Annotated in this window: 15 protein-coding genes and 1 pseudogene; 10 read left to right on the plus strand and 6 right to left on the minus strand. The window is 69.8% G+C overall.

The annotated features are described in order from the left end of the window. Positions 1-26 precede the first annotated feature (26 nt). The 4 genes from AB0G20_RS18870 to AB0G20_RS18885 all read left to right on the plus strand — a co-directional run bounded on the left by AB0G20_RS18870 (position 27) and on the right by AB0G20_RS18885 (position 6662). A complete protein-coding gene (locus AB0G20_RS18870) occupies positions 27-1835 on the plus strand; it encodes an ABC-F family ATP-binding cassette domain-containing protein (RefSeq protein WP_361303429.1) in 1809 nt (602 codons plus the stop codon). Between the two features lie 191 nt (positions 1836-2026). Beyond that, positions 2027-3787, plus strand: a complete 1761-nt coding sequence (locus AB0G20_RS18875) for a PQQ-binding-like beta-propeller repeat protein (RefSeq protein WP_361303432.1) — start codon at positions 2027-2029, stop codon at positions 3785-3787. 58 nt (positions 3788-3845) lie between these two features. Next, the gene (locus AB0G20_RS18880) at positions 3846-5747 is read left to right on the plus strand and encodes a PQQ-binding-like beta-propeller repeat protein (protein WP_361303435.1); all 1902 of its coding nucleotides are present in this window, start codon (positions 3846-3848) and stop codon (positions 5745-5747) included. 237 nt (positions 5748-5984) lie between these two features. Then, positions 5985-6662: a LuxR C-terminal-related transcriptional regulator gene (locus AB0G20_RS18885; RefSeq protein ID WP_361303438.1), complete on the plus strand. Its 678-nt coding sequence runs from the start codon at positions 5985-5987 to the stop codon at positions 6660-6662. Positions 6663-6804: 142 nt separating this feature from the next. Here the strand turns inward: AB0G20_RS18885 and AB0G20_RS18890 are convergent, their stop codons facing one another. After that, the gene (locus AB0G20_RS18890; RefSeq protein ID WP_361303441.1) at positions 6805-7122 is read right to left on the minus strand and encodes a hypothetical protein; all 318 of its coding nucleotides are present in this window, start codon (positions 7120-7122) and stop codon (positions 6805-6807) included. 21 nt (positions 7123-7143) lie between these two features. Then, positions 7144-8823 carry a sodium:solute symporter family protein gene (locus AB0G20_RS18895; RefSeq protein ID WP_361303444.1) on the minus strand — a complete coding sequence of 560 codons (1680 nt, stop codon included), beginning with the start codon at positions 8821-8823 and terminating at the stop codon, positions 7144-7146. Between the two features lie 104 nt (positions 8824-8927). Between AB0G20_RS18895 and galT the strand changes: the two genes are divergently transcribed. From galT to galK, 3 genes are read left to right on the plus strand one after another with little or no spacing between them, the layout of a single operon-like run. Continuing rightward, positions 8928-10013, plus strand: a complete 1086-nt coding sequence (gene galT, locus AB0G20_RS18900) for a galactose-1-phosphate uridylyltransferase (RefSeq protein ID WP_361303447.1) — start codon at positions 8928-8930, stop codon at positions 10011-10013. Next, on the plus strand, positions 10010-10978 hold the full coding sequence (gene galE, locus AB0G20_RS18905; protein WP_361303450.1) for a UDP-glucose 4-epimerase GalE: 969 nt from the start codon (positions 10010-10012) through the stop codon (positions 10976-10978). The genes galT and galE overlap by 4 nt, the downstream gene beginning before the upstream one ends. After that, complete coding sequence (gene galK, locus AB0G20_RS18910; protein ID WP_361303453.1) at positions 10978-12132, plus strand: galactokinase; 1155 nt, start codon at positions 10978-10980, stop codon at positions 12130-12132. Before galE ends, galK begins: the two co-directional genes overlap by 1 nt. A gap of 55 nt (positions 12133-12187) precedes the next feature. Here the strand turns inward: galK and AB0G20_RS18915 are convergent, their stop codons facing one another. From AB0G20_RS18915 to AB0G20_RS18925, 3 genes are all read right to left on the minus strand, one after another. Then, complete coding sequence (locus tag AB0G20_RS18915; RefSeq protein WP_361303456.1) at positions 12188-12994, minus strand: hypothetical protein; 807 nt, start codon at positions 12992-12994, stop codon at positions 12188-12190. Between the two features lie 206 nt (positions 12995-13200). Further along, a complete protein-coding gene (locus AB0G20_RS18920; RefSeq protein ID WP_361303459.1) occupies positions 13201-13653 on the minus strand; it encodes a hypothetical protein in 453 nt (150 codons plus the stop codon). Between the two features lie 308 nt (positions 13654-13961). Further along, a complete protein-coding gene (locus AB0G20_RS18925) occupies positions 13962-14420 on the minus strand; it encodes a GNAT family N-acetyltransferase (protein ID WP_361303462.1) in 459 nt (152 codons plus the stop codon). A gap of 307 nt (positions 14421-14727) precedes the next feature. Here AB0G20_RS18925 and AB0G20_RS18930 point away from each other — a divergent pair, with 307 nt between their 5' ends. Next, complete coding sequence (locus tag AB0G20_RS18930; RefSeq protein ID WP_361303465.1) at positions 14728-15495, plus strand: response regulator transcription factor; 768 nt, start codon at positions 14728-14730, stop codon at positions 15493-15495. On the opposite strand, the gene tamR is transcribed toward AB0G20_RS18930, so the two are convergent. Further along, a complete protein-coding gene (tamR, locus tag AB0G20_RS18935) occupies positions 15454-15951 on the minus strand; it encodes a MarR family transcriptional regulator TamR (RefSeq protein ID WP_161369771.1) in 498 nt (165 codons plus the stop codon). The two genes, AB0G20_RS18930 and tamR, sit on opposite strands and share 42 nt — an antisense overlap. 127 nt (positions 15952-16078) lie before the next feature. On the opposite strand from tamR, the gene AB0G20_RS18940 reads away from it, so the two are divergent. Continuing rightward, positions 16079-16909 (plus strand): trans-aconitate 2-methyltransferase, encoded by an 831-nt coding sequence (locus AB0G20_RS18940; RefSeq protein WP_361303469.1) that lies wholly within the window; start codon positions 16079-16081, stop codon positions 16907-16909. Next, positions 16909-16992 (plus strand): annotated as a pseudogene (locus AB0G20_RS18945) (glyoxalase); the annotation flags it as partial. The gene AB0G20_RS18940 and the pseudogene AB0G20_RS18945, both read left to right, overlap by 1 nt. Between the last annotated feature and the right edge of the window lie 17 nt (positions 16993-17009).

The following is a 17009-nucleotide window of genomic DNA, read 5'->3' on the forward strand; positions in this document are numbered from 1 at the left end:
GATCCATCCCCCCTGGCAGGAGAGTAATGGCCGTCAACCTGGTCAATGTCGAGAACGTCAGCAAGGTGTACGGCACCCGCGCCCTGCTCGACGGCGTCTCCCTCGGCGTCTCCGAGGGGGACCGCATCGGCGTCGTCGGCCGCAACGGCGACGGCAAGACCACGCTCATCCGCATGCTCGCCAGGCAGGAGAGCGCCGACACCGGGCGCGTCACGCACTCCGGCGGGCTCCGCCTCGGCGTGCTCACCCAGCACGACTCCCTCGACCCCGAGGCCACCGTCCGCCACGAGGTCATCGGCGACATGGCCGACCACGAGTGGGCGGGCGTCGCCAAGGTCAGGGACGTGCTGACCGGCCTGTTCGGCGGGCTCGACCTGCCGGGGTTCCCCAAGGGTCTTGACACCGTCATCGGCCCGCTCTCGGGTGGTGAGCGGCGCCGGATCGCGCTGGCCAAGCTGCTCATCGAGGACCAGGACCTGCTCGTCCTGGACGAGCCCACCAACCACCTCGACGTCGAGGGCATCGCCTGGCTGGCCAAGCATCTGCAGAACCGCAGGTCGGCGCTGGTGTGCGTCACCCACGACCGGTGGTTCCTGGACCAGGTGTGCACCCGCATGTGGGACGTCCAGCGCGGCTCGGTCTTCGAGTACGAGGGCGGCTACTCCGACTACGTCTTCGCCCGGGCCGAGCGCGAGCGCATCGCCGCGACCGAGGAGGTCAAGCGGCAGAACCTGGTCCGCAAGGAGCTGGCCTGGCTGCGCCGCGGGGCGCCCGCCCGTACGTCCAAGCCGCGCTTCCGCGTCGAGGCCGCCAACGAGCTCATCGCCGACGTACCGCCGCCCCGGGACAGCAGCGAGCTGATGAAGTTCGCCTCCACCCGGCTGGGCAAGACCGTCTTCGACCTGGAGGACATCACCGTCCAGGCGGGCCCCAAGGTCCTCCTCAAGCACGTCACCTGGCAGCTCGGACCCGGCGACCGGATCGGCCTCGTCGGCGTCAACGGCGCCGGGAAGACGTCCCTGCTGCGGGCCATGGCCGAGGCCGCCCGGTCCGACGGCGAGGCCCAGCCCGTCGGCGGGCGCGTCCGCGTCGGCAAGACGGTGAAGCTGGCCTACCTCTCCCAGGAGGTCGCCGAACTCGACCCCGCCACGCGCGTGCTGGAGGCCGTGCAGCAGGTGCGCGAGCGCGTCGATCTCGGCAAGGGACGCGAGATGACCGCCGGGCAGCTGTGCGAGACGTTCGGCTTCGGCAAGGAGAAGCAGTGGACGCCCGTCGGCGACCTGTCCGGCGGTGAGCGCCGCAGGCTCCAGCTGCTGCGCCTGCTCATGGACGAGCCCAACGTCCTCTTCCTCGACGAGCCCACCAACGACCTCGACATCGAGACGCTGAACCAGCTGGAGGACGTGCTCGACGGCTGGCCCGGCTCGATGATCGTCATCTCCCACGACCGGTTCTTCATCGAGCGCACCACCGACCGGGTGTTCGCCCTGCTCGGCGACGGCGCCCTGCGGATGCTGCCGCGCGGCATCGACGAGTACCTGGAGCGGCGCCGGCGCATGGAGGAGGCCGCTGCCGCCTCGGCCCCCGCCGCCGTCTCGCAGTCCGCCGCCCCGGCGGTGAGCGCCGCCGACCAGCGCGCCGCCAAGAAGGAACTCCAGAAGATCGAGCGGCAGCTCGACAAGGTCTCCGAGAAGGAGACCAAGCTCCACGCCCAAATCGCCGAAAACGCCACGGACTTCTCGAAGGTGTCTGAACTGGACGCCGAGCTGCGGGAGTTGGCCGGTCAGCGCGAGGAGCTGGAGATGCGCTGGCTGGAACTCGCCGAGGACGCGTGAAGGGTGCGTGAAGACGCATAACGACGGCATCACGGGCCGGTCCGCCCTTGGGAACAGGGGGTGGGACGGCCCGGCCGCTGTCGGAACCTGGTGATACAAAGAGTCGTCTTAGAACTTTATGAAGCGACTCTGAGCCCATTTCGTATCTCAGGGTGTGGCTAAAAATCAGTGATCGAACGGGGGAGCCGCTGATGACTCAGCCGCCCAATCAGCCACCGCACGGTGGCTTCGGAGCACCGCAGAACCAGCCGCCGCAGGGCGGTGGTTACGGGGCACCGCAGACGCCGCCACCGCCCCAGGGCCCGCCCCAGACGCCGCCGCCCCCGCAGGGCCCGCCGCAGCCCGGGTACGGCTACCCGCAGCAGCCTCCGCAGCAGCCCGGTCCGTACGGGCAGCCGGGACCGTACAACTCCGGCCCCTACGGCCAGCCGCAGCAGCCCGGGCCGTACGGCCAGCCCGGCTACGGCTACCCGCAGCAGCCGCAGTACCCCGGCGCGCCCGGCACCCCGCCCGGGGGCGGCTCCGGCAACCCCTTCAAGGGCAAGCCCGCCCTGATCATCGGCGCCGCGGTCGCCGCGCTGCTCGTCGTCGGCGGCACCGTGTGGGCCGTCACCGGTGACGACGGCAAGGGCAAGAAGAAGCCGGTCGCCCAGAAGACCGACGACGCCAAGCCCGCCTCCTCCGCCCCGGTCAACCCCGGTGACGGCAGCGGCGACGGCGGCGAGGACCCGGAGGACCTCAACGAGGGCCGCCAGGCCGGCGAGGCCAAGGTCCTCTGGTACAAGGAGGCGCCCGACGCCCCCGGCTCCGGCGCCGACGCCGACGGCATGTGGATCACCGGCAAGACCGCGGTGAAGGCGGCGTACAAGCAACTCTCCGCGTACAACGTCGGTGACGGCAAACCGGCCTGGGACCCGATCACCTTCCCGCAGAAGATCTGCGCGACCACTGAGCAGAAGACGTCCGACGACAAGATCGTCGTCGCGTACATGAGCGGCAGCAGCGACCGCGCCAAGTGCAACCAGCTGCAGGAGATCGACCTCGGCACCGGCGAGAAGGGCTGGAAGGAAGAGGTCGCCGACGGCGCCCTGTTCGACTCCACGCTCTCCGTCGAACTGTCCATCACCGGCAAGACCCTGATGGTGGGCCGCTCCCAGTCCGGCACCGCCTACGACGTCACCAACGGCGACAAGCTCTTCGACAAGAAGCGCTACGGCAACGCCTGCTTCCCCGCCGCCTTCGCCGGCGGCGAGAAGCTGATCGCCGTCTCCTCCTGCGGCGCCGGCACCGACAAGGAGCACGACGAGATCCAGGAGCTCGACCCGAAGACCGGCAAGGCCCGGTGGACCCAGCCGTTCGACAAGGGCTGGCGGGTCGCGCGCACCTACTCGGTCAGCCCGCTGGTCGTCTACAGCACCAACGAGGACAAGAAGGCCTGGAACATCTCCACCTTCACCTCCGGCGGCAAGTTCCGCTCGCAGGTCGGCTTCGACGAGGACTTCGCCCCCGAGTGCGGCTGGGCCATCCTCGAGCGCGACCTCACGGGCTGTCAGGGCGTCGCCGTCGACGACACCACGCTGTACCTGCCGACCGAGGCCACCTCCGGCGCCAACGAGATCGTCGCGGTCAACCTCGCGAACGGCAAGGAGAAGTGGCGCGTGAAGTCGCCCTCCGACGAGTCGATGCTGCCGGTGAAGACCGAGGGCGGCAAGCTCATCGCCTATGTGGAGCCGTCGTACGACGCGGGCGGGCAGGTCGTGTCCATCCCGACCGGCGGCAGCAGTCACAAGCCGTCCAAGCTGCTGCAGAACCCGCAGAACGCCGCTGACATCGAGGACAGCTTCTTCTCGAAGGAGATCGACTGGGTCGACGGGCGTTTCTACATCTCGACGACCCGGCTGAGCGGGAACGACGACACGAAGGAGAAGTTGATGCTCGCCTACGGCAAGTGACTCCTCCTCCTTCCGAACTCCCTCAGTCGCCCGTCCCCTTCCCCGAGGTAGCCACGCCATGACCCAGCCGCCGCCCCCGCCGCCCCAACAGCCCCCGCAGGGGGGCGGCTTCGGTCCGCCCCAGGACCAGCCGCCGCAGACCCCGCCGCCCGCGGCCGGGCCCGACCTCGGCAAGGCCCCGGAGCCGGGCTACGGCTACCCGCAGACGCCGCAGACGCCGCAGACGCCGCAGACGCCGCAGACGCCGCAGACGCCGCAGACGCCTCCGCCGGCCGCCCCGCAGACGCCGCCCCAGCCTCCACAGGGTTACGGGTATCCGCAGGGGGCTCCGGCGCCCCAGCCTCCGCAGGCCCCGCCCGGCTACGGCTACCCCGGCCAGCAGCCGGGGCCGTACGGGCAGCCGCAGCAGGCGCCTTACGGGCAGCCGGGCTACGGGCAGCCGGGCTACGGGCAGCCCGGTTACGGCTATCCGCAGCAGGCCATGCCGCACCAGCCGCAGGCCGGACAGCCGGGCGGCGGCGGGAAGTTCAACGCCCAGATGGCGATCATCATCGCCGCGGTCGTGGCGATCGCCCTGATCATCGGCGGCGGCGTCTGGTACGCCAAGTCCGGCGGGGACGAGGGCAAGAAGAACGACACCGCCGGCTCCAGCGGCGGCACCGGCGGCACGGACGACATCAACGGCGGCACCACCTCCGGCAAGGAGAAGGCACCGTCCGACCCCAGTGCCAAGGTCCTCTTCCAGGTCCCGGCACCCGAGGTGAAGAACGACAGCACGGTCGTCGTCTCCGGCTCGTGGCTCACCGACAAGGCGTACGTCAAGAGCGGCATCGCCCAGATCGTCGGCTACGACCGCGACAAGGGCGGCGAGCTGTGGAAGATCCCGCTGGCCGGCCCGGTCTGCCAGGCCAGCCGCCATGTCACCGACGACAACCTGACGGCGGTCCTCTACCAGCCGGCGATGCCCACCAAGGCCGACCCCTCGCACGGGTGCAGCGAGATCGCGCTGATCGACCTGGACGCCGGCAAGAGGCTGTGGACCAAGACCGTCAAGACCGGTGACCAGCTGATCACCTTCGACAACGTCACGGTCAGCGGGAAGACCATCGCCGTCGGCAGCACCAGCGGCGGCGCCGCGTTCGACGTCTCCGGCAAGCTCCTGTGGAGCCCGAAGCCGACCGACTCCTGCTACGACGCCGGGTACGGCGGCGGCGAGAAGCTGGTCGCGGTGCGCAAGTGCGGCTCGTACGACCAGCGGCAGCTGCACATCCAGACCATCGACCCGAAGTCCGGGAAGGTGATCTCGGAGTACAAGATGACCGAGGGCATCGAGTACGCGAGCATCGTGTCGACCAACCCGCTGGTCGTGGCCGCCGACGTCGGCGACTCCGCCGGCGACGGCAGCGGCATCTCCGACTTCTTCTCCATCGACAGCAAGACCGGCAAGCTGCGCACGCGCATCTCCGCGCCGGGCGAGCAGTTCGCGGCCCGCTGCGAGGGCATCACCCGCGTCGAGGCCTGCAACCTGCTGGCCGTCGGCAACGACCGGCTGTACCTGCCGACCGAGGAGCACGACGGCACCGGCAAGTACAGCGAGACCAACGAGATCGTCGCCTTCGACCTCGCCACCGGCAAGCAGACCGGGCAGCGGGCCGACGCGGGCGACGGCTACACGATCTCGCCGCTGCGCATGGACGGCGGCAACCTGATCGCGTACAAGCGTCCCCCGTACGACAAGGGCGGACAGGTCGTGAGCATCGCCGGAGGCAGCTTCAAGCAGACGACGCTGCTGCAGAACCCCGCGACGGACTCGGTCCGCGACGTGGAGACCAGCATGTCGCCGGAGTACTCCGAGTTCCTGTACGCCGAGGGACACCTCTACATGTCCAAGGTGTACGCGAGCAAGCGGTCGACGGTGAGGGAGAAGGAGTACCTCGCGGTCGGCTTCGGTACGGGCTGATCGGATACTGACCGGTTCTTGATCGACTGGTGGCTGATGCGGCCCCGTCCCTGTTCAGGGGCGGGGCCGCATCTGTTTGGCGCGGTCAACCTGGAATGAGAGGAATTTCGGCGATCCGGGGCGATTCTCGCCGGTAGGGGGAGCGCAACGTCGAACAAGCGTGTAGCTTCCGGGGGCATGAAGGCGGGGGAGCCGGGGGGCTTCCATAGGGGGCTGGGGTGACTGGGGGGTTGCTCGATGGGAGTACGGCTCATGGTGGTCGACGACCACCGATTGCTGGCCGAAGCACTGGCTTCGGCGTTGAAGCTGCGGGGGCACCGGGTGCTGGCCGCGGCGGCGCCGGCCGCGGGCGCGGCGGAGCTGGTGATCACGCGGGCGCCGGAGGTGTGCCTGCTGGGGACGGCGGCGCCGGCGGAGCCAGGGATCTTCGACCCGGTGGTGAAGATCAAACGGGAACGGCCGCAGGTCGCGGTGCTGGTGCTGGGGCCGGTGCCGAGCCCTCGGGGGATCGCGGCGGCGTTCGCGGCGGGGGCCTCCGGCTATGTGCGGCACGATGAGCGCATAGAGGGTGTCGAGCGGGCGATCATCAAGGCGCGGGCGGGGGAGGCGGCGGTGGCGCCGCAGCTGCTGCAGGGGGCGTTCAGCGAGTTGCTCAACCCGGCGGCCCAACCGGACGACGAGGGCCAGCGGTTGCTCCAGATGCTCACGCCGCGCGAGGTGGAGGTGCTGGTGCGCGTCGCCGACGGCGAGGACACGCGGCTGATCGCGGCGGGCATGGGCATCGCGCCCTCCACGGCCCGCACGCACGTCCAGCGGGTCCTGATGAAACTGGGCGTGGGTTCCCGCCTGGAGGCGGCGGCTCTGGCGGCGCGGACGGGGTTGCTGGACCGGGCGGGGCCGGTGCAGCGGGAGTAGCGTCCCCTCGCACCCGGTCTCGCCGAGCTGCGGGCATGCGTGCCGCTGAGGGCGGCACGGGTGGGCGCAGCGGCACCCCGCTCCGCCGGGTTGCGCACCCACCCGGCCCCGGCCCCGGCGCCGGGCACTGCACGACCCCGGGTCACTCCACCCGCTCGTCGCCCTCCGGCTCAACCCCCGGAGGGGCCGGTGCCGCAGGCCTCAGCTTCAGCCACACCAGGAAGAACAACCCCAGGGCGAGCATCCCCAACCCGGTCCACAGGTTGATGTTGACGCCCTCCGCCTTGTCGATGTCGGCGTCGGACGCAGTGAACCCCGCGATCGTGACGATGACGCCGTAGACCACGAACAGCCCACCGATGATCCGCCGGATGTCGAACAACCGCGCAGCGGTCGCCGACTTGCCCTGCAGCTCGGTGACCTCCCGCTGCAGGTCCTTCTCGGAGTAGGACTCGGACATGAGTGATCGATCCTCCCTCGGTCAGAACGAGAACGGGATGTAGCAGACCGCGGCCAGGACCACCGCGCCCCAGCCCAGCAGCGCCGGCTTGCGGTACCAGGCCTCGTCCCCGGGCGCCGGCGGCTCCGTCATGCCGGGCGAGGTCGTGCCGTAGACCAGACCCTGGAGTTCCTCGGCGGGCTTCGGCGCGGTGAAGAGCGACACCGCCACCATGACGACCGCGCCCGCGACGAATCCCGCGATCGCCGAGACGAAGTTGGCCCCCTGGTCGGAGGGGATGCCGACGATGTCCTGCTTGTAGAGGACGAAGTAGTTGACCATCGCGGCGGTGGTGCCCGCGAACAGCCCCCAGAACCCCGACTTCATGGACGCCCGCTTCCAGAACATGCCGATGATGAAGACGACGAACATCGGCACGTTGAAGAAGGAGAACAGCGTCTGGAGGTAGGCCATGATGTTCGAGAAGGACCGCGCCAGGAACGCCGTGCCGATGGAGGCCAGGACACCGACCGCGGTGATGAGCCGGCCGAAGCGCACGTAGTACTCGTCCTCGCGGCCCCTGACGACGTACTTCGCCCAGATGTCCGTCGTGAACACGGTGTTGAACGACGACACGTTGGCCGCCATGCCCGCCATGAACGCCGCGAGCAGGCCGGTGACGGCGATGCCCAGCACGCCGTTGGGCAGCAGCTGCTCCATCAGGTACGGGATGGCGTCGTTGTACTGGAGATCGGATCCGGCGGTGCCGATCTTCGGGACCAGCACCGCGGCGACCAGGCCCGGAATCATCACCAGGAACACGATGAAGATCTTCGGGAACGCGGCGATCAGCGGGGTGCGCTGGGCCGCCGAGAGGTTCTTCGCGGACAGCGCACGCTGCACCTCGGCGAAGTTCGTCGTCCAGTAGCCGAAGGAGAGGACGAAGCCGAGGCCCAGGACGATCGTCAGCCAGTTCGCGCCGAGCGGGTTGGCGCTGCCGATGCCCGTGCCGCCCCAGGACGTCATGAAGTCGGCGCCGCGGCTCTCGGTCAGGGAGTCGGACAGGCCGTCCCAGCCGCCGACCTTCTTCAGACCGAGCACCGTGATCGGGATGAGCGCGGCGAGGATGACGAAGAACTGCAGGACCTCGTTGTAGATCGCCGAGGACAGGCCGCCGAGGGTGATGTACGCCAGGACGAAGAAGCCGGCGACCACGATCGCCACCCACTCCGGCCAGCCCAGCAGCGCCTCGACGACGATGGCCAGGGCGTAGAGGTTGACGCCGGCGATGAGGATGGCGGCGAAGGCGAAGAGGACCGAACTGAGCAGGTGCGCCGCCTTGTCGAAGCGCATCAGCAGGAACTCGGGGACCGAGCGCACCTTGGAGCCGTAGTAGAAGGGCATCATCACCAGGCCGAGGAAGACCATGGCCGGGATGGCGCCGATCCAGTACCAGTGCGTGGTGTAGACGCCGTACTGGGCGCTGTTGGCGGCCATGCCGAGGATCTCGGTGGCGCCCAGGTTGGCGGCGATGAACGCGAGGCCGGTCACCCAGGCGGGCAGGGAACGGCCGGAGAGGAAGAAGTCGAGACTGGTCTTCACCGAGCGGCGGGCGGCGAAGCCGATGCCGAGGACGACGACGAAGTAGATGCCGAGGATCGTGTAGTCGAGCCAGTTCGTGGGGAGTCGCAGCTCGGCTGACAGATGTGTGGGGGTCTGCATGAGCCCTCGCTTCGTTACTTCTCTTTGTTTGTTTGTGATGTTGTCGATTGGGGGGATTTATGTTTTAGTATGTTGGGTTCTGTTTGAAGGACAAGGAGTCCGGCGTGAAGAAGACCTCGACCCGGCTGGCCGACGGTCGCGAGCTCATCTACTACGACCTGCGTGACGACAGCGTGCGGGACTCCATCGACCGCCGCCCGCTGGACCGCACCGTCACCACGTCCGAGATTCGCCGTGACCCCCTCCTCGGCGACTCCGTCGCCATCGCCTCGCACCGCCAGGGCCGCACCTACCACCCCCCGGCCGACGAGTGCCCCCTGTGCCCGTCGGCGGGCGATCGCCTGAGCGAGATCCCGGACTCCTCGTACGACGTCGTCGTCTTCGAGAACCGGTTCCCTTCGCTCGCCGGTGACTCGGGCCGCTGCGAGGTCGTCTGCTTCACCTCCGACCACAACGCGTCCTTCGGCGAGCTCACCGAGGAGCAGGCGGGCCTGGTGCTGGAGGCGTGGACGGACCGTACGTCGGAGCTGTCCCATCTCCCCTCCGTCGAGCAGGTGTTCTGCTTCGAGAACCGGGGGGCCGAGATCGGCGTGACCCTCCAGCACCCCCACGGGCAGATCTACGCCTACCCCTTCACCACGCCCCGCACCGCGCTGATGCTCCGCTCGGCCGCGGCCCACAAGGAGATGACCGGCGGGGAGAACCTCTTCGACGCCGTCCTGGAGCGTGAACTCGCCGGCGAGCGGGTCGTCCTGGAGGGTGAACACTGGGTGGCCTTCGTGCCGTACGCGGCGCACTGGCCGTACGAGGTCCACCTGTATCCCAAGCGCCGCGTGCCCGACCTGCTCGGCCTGGACGAGGGCGCGCGCACAGAGTTCCCCAAGGTTTATCTGGAACTCTTGAGGCGCTTCGACCGGATCTTCGACGGACGGGACGGAGGGGAAGGCTCTGCGGGCGAGCCTCCGACGCCGTACATCGCGGCCTGGCACCAGGCACCGTTCGGCGCGCTGGAGGAGTTCGACGGGGTCGTGCGCGAGGACTTCGCGCTTCACCTCGAGCTTTTCACCATCCGCCGCACTTCCGGCAAGCTGAAGTTTCTCGCGGGTTCCGAGTCCGGCATGAACGTGTTCATCAACGACGTGCCGCCGGAGCGCGCGGCCGAGCGACTGCGAGAGGTAGCGAGTTCATGAGCGGGAAGTACCTGGTGACGGGCGGCGCGGGATACGTCGGCAGCGTGGTCGCACAGCACCTGCTGGAGGCCGGCCACGAGGTCGTCGTCCTCGACAACCTCTCCACGGGCTTCCGCGAGGGCGTCCCCGCGGGCGCGACGTTCGTCGAGGGCGACATCCGCGACGCAGCCAAGTGGCTCGACCCCTCGTTCGACGGGGTGCTGCACTTCGCCGCGTTCTCGCAGGTCGGCGAGTCGGTCGTGAAGCCGGAGAAGTACTGGGACAACAACGTCGGCGGCACCATGGCGCTGCTGGCCGCGATGCGCGAGGCGGGCGTCCGCACGATGGTCTTCTCCTCGACGGCGGCGACGTACGGCGAGCCGGAGCAGGTCCCGATCGTCGAGTCGGCGCCCACGTCCCCGACGAACCCGTACGGCGCCTCAAAGCTCGCGGTCGACCACATGATCACGGGCGAGGCCGCGGCGCACGGCCTGGGAGCGGTCTCCCTGCGCTACTTCAACGTGGCGGGCGCCTACGGCGCGCACGGCGAGCGTCACGACCCCGAGTCCCACCTGATCCCGCTGGTCCTCCAGGTCGCGCAGGGCAGGCGCGAGGCGATCTCGGTCTTCGGCGACGACTACCCGACGCCGGACGGCACCTGCGTGCGCGACTACATCCACGTCGCGGACCTGGCCGAGGCGCACCTGCTGGCGCTTCAGGCCGCCGCTCCCGGCGAGCACCTGATCTGCAACCTCGGCAACGGCAACGGCTTCTCGGTCCGCGAGGTCATCGAAACCGTCCGCACGGTGACGGGCCACCCGATCCCGGAAGTGGTCGCTCCGCGCCGGGGCGGCGACCCGGCGGTCCTGGTGGCGTCGGCCGCCACGGCCCGCGAGAAGCTGGGCTGGAACCCGTCCCGCGCGGACCTCGCGGGGATCGTCGCGGACGCGTGGGACTTCGCACAGAACATCTCAAGGGAGCAGTAGTGGGCGCACAGCAGGCGCGGGACGGTTTCGAGGAGCTCTACGGAGCCGCCCCCGAGGGCGTCTGGGCGGCCCCGGGCCGCGTCAACCTCATCGGTGAGCACACCGACTACAACGACGGCTTCGTGATGCCCTTCGCGCTGCCGCACACCGCCGTGGCGGCCGTCTCCCGGCGCACGGACGGCGTGCTGCGCCTGCACTCGGCCGACGTCGAGAGCGGGGTGACCGAACTCCGTCTCGACGATCTCGCCCCCGAGTCGGACAAGAACTGGACGGCGTACCCGGCGGGCGTGGTCTGGGCCCTGCGCGAGGCCGGTCACGCGGTCACGGGCGCGGACATCCACCTGACCTCCACGGTCCCGTCGGGCGCGGGCCTGTCGTCGTCGGCGGCCCTGGAGATCGTCGTCGCCCTCGCCCTGAACGACCTGTTCTCGCTCGGCCTGCGCGGCTGGCAGCTGGCCCGCCTGTGCCAGCGCGCGGAGAACGTCTACGTCGGCGCCCCGGTCGGCATCATGGACCAGACGGCATCGGCCTGCTGCGAGGCCGGCCACGCCCTCTTCCTCGACACGCGTGACCTCTCCCAGAAGCAGATCCCCTTCGACCTGGCGGCCGAGGGCATGCGCCTGCTGGTCGTCGACACGCAGGTCAAGCACTCCCACAGCGAGGGCGAGTACGGCAAGCGCCGCGCCGGCTGCGAGAAGGGAGCGGACCTGCTGGGCGTCGACGCGCTCCGGGACGTCCCCTACGCCGACCTGGACGCGGCGCTGGCCCGCCTGGGCGACGAGGAGGAGGTCCGCCGCCTGGTCCGCCACATCGTCACGGAGAACGCGCGCGTGGAACGAGTGGTCTCCCTGCTGGAGTCCGGCGAGACCCGCGCGATCGGCCCCGTCCTGGTCGAGGGCCACGCCTCGCTCCGCGACGACTTCCGCATCTCCTGCCCGGAGCTGGACCTGGTCGTCGACACGGCCCTGGCCTCCGGCGCCCTGGGCGCCCGCATGACCGGCGGCGGCTTCGGCGGCGCTGCGATCGTCCTCGCGCAGGAGCCGGACGTGGACGCCATCACCAAGGCGGTGACAGAGGCCTTCGCGACGGCGGGCTTCACGACCCCCCGCGTCTTCGAAGCGGTCCCTTCGGCGGGAGCACGCCGCCTGCACTGACCCGACCCGACGAGAGCGGCACCCTTCCTCCGACGGGGCGCCGCTCTCGCCATGGTCAGCGGTTGACGGACTGGATCTCCTGGACCGGCACCTGGGTGGTGGTGGCGAACGTGCCGTTGGGCAGGTCGCCGCCCGTGCCGCCCGCGCCTTCCCAGCTGATCTCCCAGGTGAGAGTCGCCTCCAGGCCGTAGGTGCGGTCTCCCGACGAGCGCAGATACCGCACGCCGCACGGAGGCGTCAGCTCGCCCTTGCCCCTGGCGTACGGCTCGCCGATCGAACCGTCCTCATTGATCCCGCACTCGCCGGACGCCGGCAGGCTCTCCGCGTCCTGCGTCCCCGGTTCGATGTGCAGGCTCACTGGCTTGGCGGTCGTGGTCGCCCACAGCCCGGTGCCGGGCAGACTCGCCGTGACGGAGACCGGCTTGAAGGCGCCCTTGTCCAGCCAGATCCAGGTGGGGGCGTTCACCGTCGACTTGCCGTCCGGGGCCAGCGAGATCTTGGTCGGCGGCACGACGGTGCGCTGGTGCGCGAGCCCGGCGAGGGTTTCGGTGTCGATGGCCTGGGGGACACCGGGGTCCTCACCGTTGTCGACCCAGAAGGGGTCGCGCTTACAGTTTCCGGCGGCAGGGTCATCCACCATCTTCGGATTCTTGACGGCGACCCACCACATGCCCTCGTCGTTCTTGTCGACGTTGAAGTTCTTGTAGGGGCGGCCCCCCTTGTAGCGCGCCTTGTCGTCCGCGACGCCCGCAGGCGCACCACCGACCGAGTCGTAGATCGACCAGTTGGCCTCGGTGTAGGTCTTGAAGTCCTTGGCCTTCCAGTAGGGCTCGTACCAGCAGGCCGGTGGTTCCCAGTCCACGGCGGCGGACGTGATCGGGCCACTGTCTTTCGAGGGGACACTGCCCTTTACGTTGAAGCTGACGCGCGACTCCAGCATGGGGCCTGAGGAGTCACCAGACGTTTCCTCGGCTTGCTCTCCATTGCTGCCGATACCTCCAGCGACGGCTGTGTCCACTCCGAGGAAGAGCATCGCGGCGGTCAGGGCAACAAGCGCCACGCGTTGGGTCACGGCTGGCACCTCTGGGAACCGCGGTCCTCGTGCAGGCTCCAGATCTGCCAGACGCCTTGCTTGTCCTTCTTCACGCTGGCGTTGTAGTACACGTAGCTGTCAGGCGAGGTCTCGACCACCTTCACCTTCTTCGTCTTCAGGTCCTTGACGTTCGCCTTGCTCTCGTCCACGCAGTACGTCAGCGCCGCCGACGTCTTGTCGAACACCGTCACCTGGCGATCGAAGTAGCGCAGGGTGCCGGCCCAGCTGGTCTTCCTGGCGTTGTTGTCCTTCGCGTAGTTGTAAACGCCCCTCAGCGCGGTGTCCGTGTAGTAGAAGCCCATGCCCGACTTCTTCAGATCGCCGGAGGCCACGGCCTGCCACACGGTGCTGACGGCACGTTCGTTGTCCGCCAGGATCGCGTCCTTGACGGCGTCACCGGTCTGCTGGCCCTCGAAGACCAGCTTCATGTCCCCAGGCAGCTTGATCTCCGGCCGATCGATCCCGCCCGCAGACGCGGAAACCGAAGGCGAGGCAGAGGCCTTGTCGCCCGAATCCGCTCCGGCGATCTTGTCGGACGACGACGAACCGTCACCTCCCCCCGAGCCACAGGCGGTCAGCAGCAGGGCCGCGGATGCGGTGAGCGCGGCTGTCACGAGCCGAGCGGGGCGGTTCACTGTGTCTCCCGTTGATCATGTGGGGGGATAACTCAAGCGAACCAACGCTATCGGTGAGCGAAGACGGGGCGTCATCGAGGGCTTCGTCCCCGCAGGTCAGCTCAGCCCAGCCTCTTCGTCAGCGTGTACTCCGTGATCCCCGGCGGATAGTCCGGCACCACGCACACCACGTCGTACCCCTGCTTCTGGTAGAACCTCGGGGCCTGGAAGTCCCAGGTCTCCAGGCGGGCCGAGCGGCAGCCGCGGGACGTTGTCGCGATGTGTTCCGCCTGCGCGAGCAACTGCGCGCCCAGGCCCCTGCCGCGGTGGCGTTCGTCGACCCAGAGGTAGGTCACGTGGAGCCATGTCGCCCAGGTGTGGCCGACCAGGCCGCCGGCGAGGTCGTCGTCCCTGTCGTTCACAGCCCACACATGCAAGGGGGCGTCCCTTTCGTCCGGTGTTCCGCGCAGGGCGCGCAGGATCGGAGAGGCGGCCGTGTTCGCGTCCCGCAGGCGTGTGCGGAGCAGATCACGTCGGGCCTTGTCGACTTCTGTCTCAAGACGGAACATGCGGCACACCATAAACGCGTCGGACAGTCAGTTCTGCAAATAACCTTCCGCTCCGGGCCCCCGTCCGTACCCTGATGAACAGCACCGGTGGGGGCCGGTGCCGATCAGGGGGCGAGACAGCCGGGTACGACGCCCGGGGTGGGGGTAGCGGTTACTGCACGGCGGCGGCCGTGCGGCTGCGGCGACCCGAACGGGCTGCTGCGGCAAGGACGAACGGTCAGCCGCAGCAGATCCGGACACTCCGGCGTCGTACCCGCGCGGTGTCATCCTCCGACGATGGGGTAGCCCCTGCTCTTCAGGAGCTCGGGGAAGGGGTTTCGTGGTTCGCATTCGAGTCCTGGTCGTCGACGACCATCGCATCTTCGCCGAGTCACTCGCGGCGGCACTGGCCGCCGAGCCCGATGTCGACGTCTCCGCGGCCGGCAGCGGCCCGGCCGCGCTGCGCAGCCTGGAGCGGGCGGTCGCCGAGGGGCGACGGTTCGACGTGCTGCTCGTGGACGCCGACCTGGGCGGCAAGGTGCCGGGCGCCCGCCCGGCCGTACCCGTGCAGGAGGGCAACGAGGACGGGCTCGTCGACGGGATCTCCCTCGTCACGGGAGTGCGTTCCGGGCAGCCGAACGTACGGATCGTCGTGCTCGCCGAGAAGGACGATCCGCGGCGGGCGGCGCTCGCCCTCCAGGCCGGCGCCTCCGGATGGGTGGCGAAGGACTGCTCGCTGTCCCGGCTGCTCACGGTCATCCGGGGTGTGCTGCGGGACGAGACCCATCTGCCGCCCGCTCTGCTGACGGGCGTGCTGCGGGAGCTCACCGCCGCCCGCAAGCACCGCACCGAGAGCGAGCGGCTCGTCGAGTCCCTCACTCCGCGTGAGCGGGAAGTGCTGCGGTGCATGGTGGCGGGGCTGGGGCGCAAGGCCGTCGCCGAGCGCCTGTATCTGTCGCCGCACACCGTGCGGACTCATATGCAGAACGTTCTCGGCAAGCTCGGCGTGCATTCCACCCTCGCCGCCGTAGCCCTCGCGCGGCGGGCCGGGGTCGGGCCCGCGGACCTAGCCGGGGATGTTGTCGAACGGGGCGGTCAGCTGGCGTAGCAGCCCCGCCAGGTCGCCGCGCTGGGCTCGGGAGAGCTCGGCGAGGATCGCGCGCTCCTGGTCCAGCAGACCCGCCAGGGCCTGGTCCGCGCGGTCCCGGCCCTCGTCCGTCAGCCGGACCAGGACGCCTCGGCGGTCGCTGGGGTCGGGGAGCCGTTCCACCAGGCCCTTCTTGGCCAGGCGGTCGATGCGGTTCGTCATCGTGCCCGACGTGACCAGGGTCTGGGTGAGGAGCTGTCCCGGTGAGAGCTGATACGGAGTGCCCGCCCGGCGCAGGGCCGTCAGGACGTCGAACTCCCACGGCTCCAGATTGTGCTCCGCGAACGCCAGCCGCCGTGCCCGGTCCAGATGCCGGGCCAGTCTGCTCACGCGGCTGAGCACCTCGAGCGGTTCCACGTCGAGGTCCGGGCGCTCCCGGCGCCACGCTGCGACCAGCCGATCGACCTCGTCCTCCATGACGATCAGTGTAGTGGTTGTGTCGACGTAGAGTCTCTTGACGTCTAGTTTCTTGACGTCGAGATATCTCGGGGATCACGCTGGGTGTGCGTCCCGCACGGCCACCACCAGGACACCAGGAGGACCCATGCCCGCAGCCGCCCCCACCTGGGACCCCGCCCAGTACCTCCGTCACGCCGGCCACCGCGCCCGCCCCTTCGCCGACCTCCTCGCCCGCGTCCCCGACCTGCCCACGCAACCGCCCGTAGGCCGTCCCCGCATCGCCGACCTCGGCTGCGGCCCCGGCAACGTCACCACGCTGCTCGCCGCCCGCTGGCCCACCGCCCGGATCACCGGCTACGACAACTCGCCCGAGATGCTCGACAAGGCCCACGTCGATCACGAGGGGCCCACGTCCGGCGGCGGGCGTCTCGACTTCGGCCACGCCGACGTACGGACATGGACGCCGGACGAGCCGTACGACCTGATCGTCAGCAACGCCACGCTGCAATGGGTGCCGGGGCACGTCGAGCGGTTCGCCGACTGGGTGGCCGGGCTGAAACCCGGCGGCACCCTCGCCTTCCAGGTGCCGGGCAACTTCGACGCCCCCAGCCACCGGCTCATGCGCGAAATCGCCGCCTCCCCGCGCTGGCGCGGCCGGCTCGCCGGCACCCTGCGCCACGCCGACGCCGTCCTCACCCCCGAGGCCTACCTCGCGCGGCTCACGTCCCTCGGCTGCGCGGCCGACGTGTGGGAGACGACGTACATCCATCTGCTGCAGGGCGAGGACCCGGTGCTCGACTGGGTGAAGGGGACCGGCCTGCGGCCCGTGCTGACCGCGCTCGCCGAGGAGCCCGAGGCGCGGGAGGCCTTCGTCGCCGAGTACCGGGCGGCCCTGCGCGAGGCCTATCCGGCCGGCCCGCACGGCACGCCGTTCCCGTTCCGCCGGGTGTTCGCCGTGGCCCGGAGGGAGGGCTGATGATCACCGCCCTCGATCATGTCCAGCTCGCCGCCCCGCCCGGGAGCGAGGAGCGGCTGCGGGCGTACTACGTCGATGTCCTCAACCGCCTGGAGTTCCT

Origin of the sequence: Streptomyces sp. NPDC024017, assembly GCF_040638895.1 — a bacterium.
Taxonomy (GTDB): domain Bacteria; phylum Actinomycetota; class Actinomycetes; order Streptomycetales; family Streptomycetaceae; genus Streptomyces.

Coding starts and splice junctions, on each gene's coding strand:
- AB0G20_RS18880 (WP_361303435.1), top strand. CDS start 3,846: ATGACCCAGCCGCCGCCCCCGCCGCCCCAACAGCCCCCGCAGGGGGGC.
- AB0G20_RS18925 (WP_361303462.1), bottom strand. CDS start 14,420: ATGGTGTGCCGCATGTTCCGTCTTGAGACAGAAGTCGACAAGGCCCGA.
- AB0G20_RS18895 (WP_361303444.1), bottom strand. CDS start 8,823: ATGCAGACCCCCACACATCTGTCAGCCGAGCTGCGACTCCCCACGAAC.
- AB0G20_RS18875 (WP_361303432.1), top strand. CDS start 2,027: ATGACTCAGCCGCCCAATCAGCCACCGCACGGTGGCTTCGGAGCACCG.
- AB0G20_RS18890 (WP_361303441.1), bottom strand. CDS start 7,122: ATGTCCGAGTCCTACTCCGAGAAGGACCTGCAGCGGGAGGTCACCGAG.
- AB0G20_RS18885 (WP_361303438.1), top strand. CDS start 5,985: ATGGGAGTACGGCTCATGGTGGTCGACGACCACCGATTGCTGGCCGAA.
- AB0G20_RS18870 (WP_361303429.1), top strand. CDS start 27: ATGGCCGTCAACCTGGTCAATGTCGAGAACGTCAGCAAGGTGTACGGC.
- AB0G20_RS18920 (WP_361303459.1), bottom strand. CDS start 13,653: ATGAAGCTGGTCTTCGAGGGCCAGCAGACCGGTGACGCCGTCAAGGAC.
- tamR (WP_161369771.1), bottom strand. CDS start 15,951: ATGGAGGACGAGGTCGATCGGCTGGTCGCAGCGTGGCGCCGGGAGCGC.
- galE (WP_361303450.1), top strand. CDS start 10,010: ATGAGCGGGAAGTACCTGGTGACGGGCGGCGCGGGATACGTCGGCAGC.
- AB0G20_RS18940 (WP_361303469.1), top strand. CDS start 16,079: ATGCCCGCAGCCGCCCCCACCTGGGACCCCGCCCAGTACCTCCGTCAC.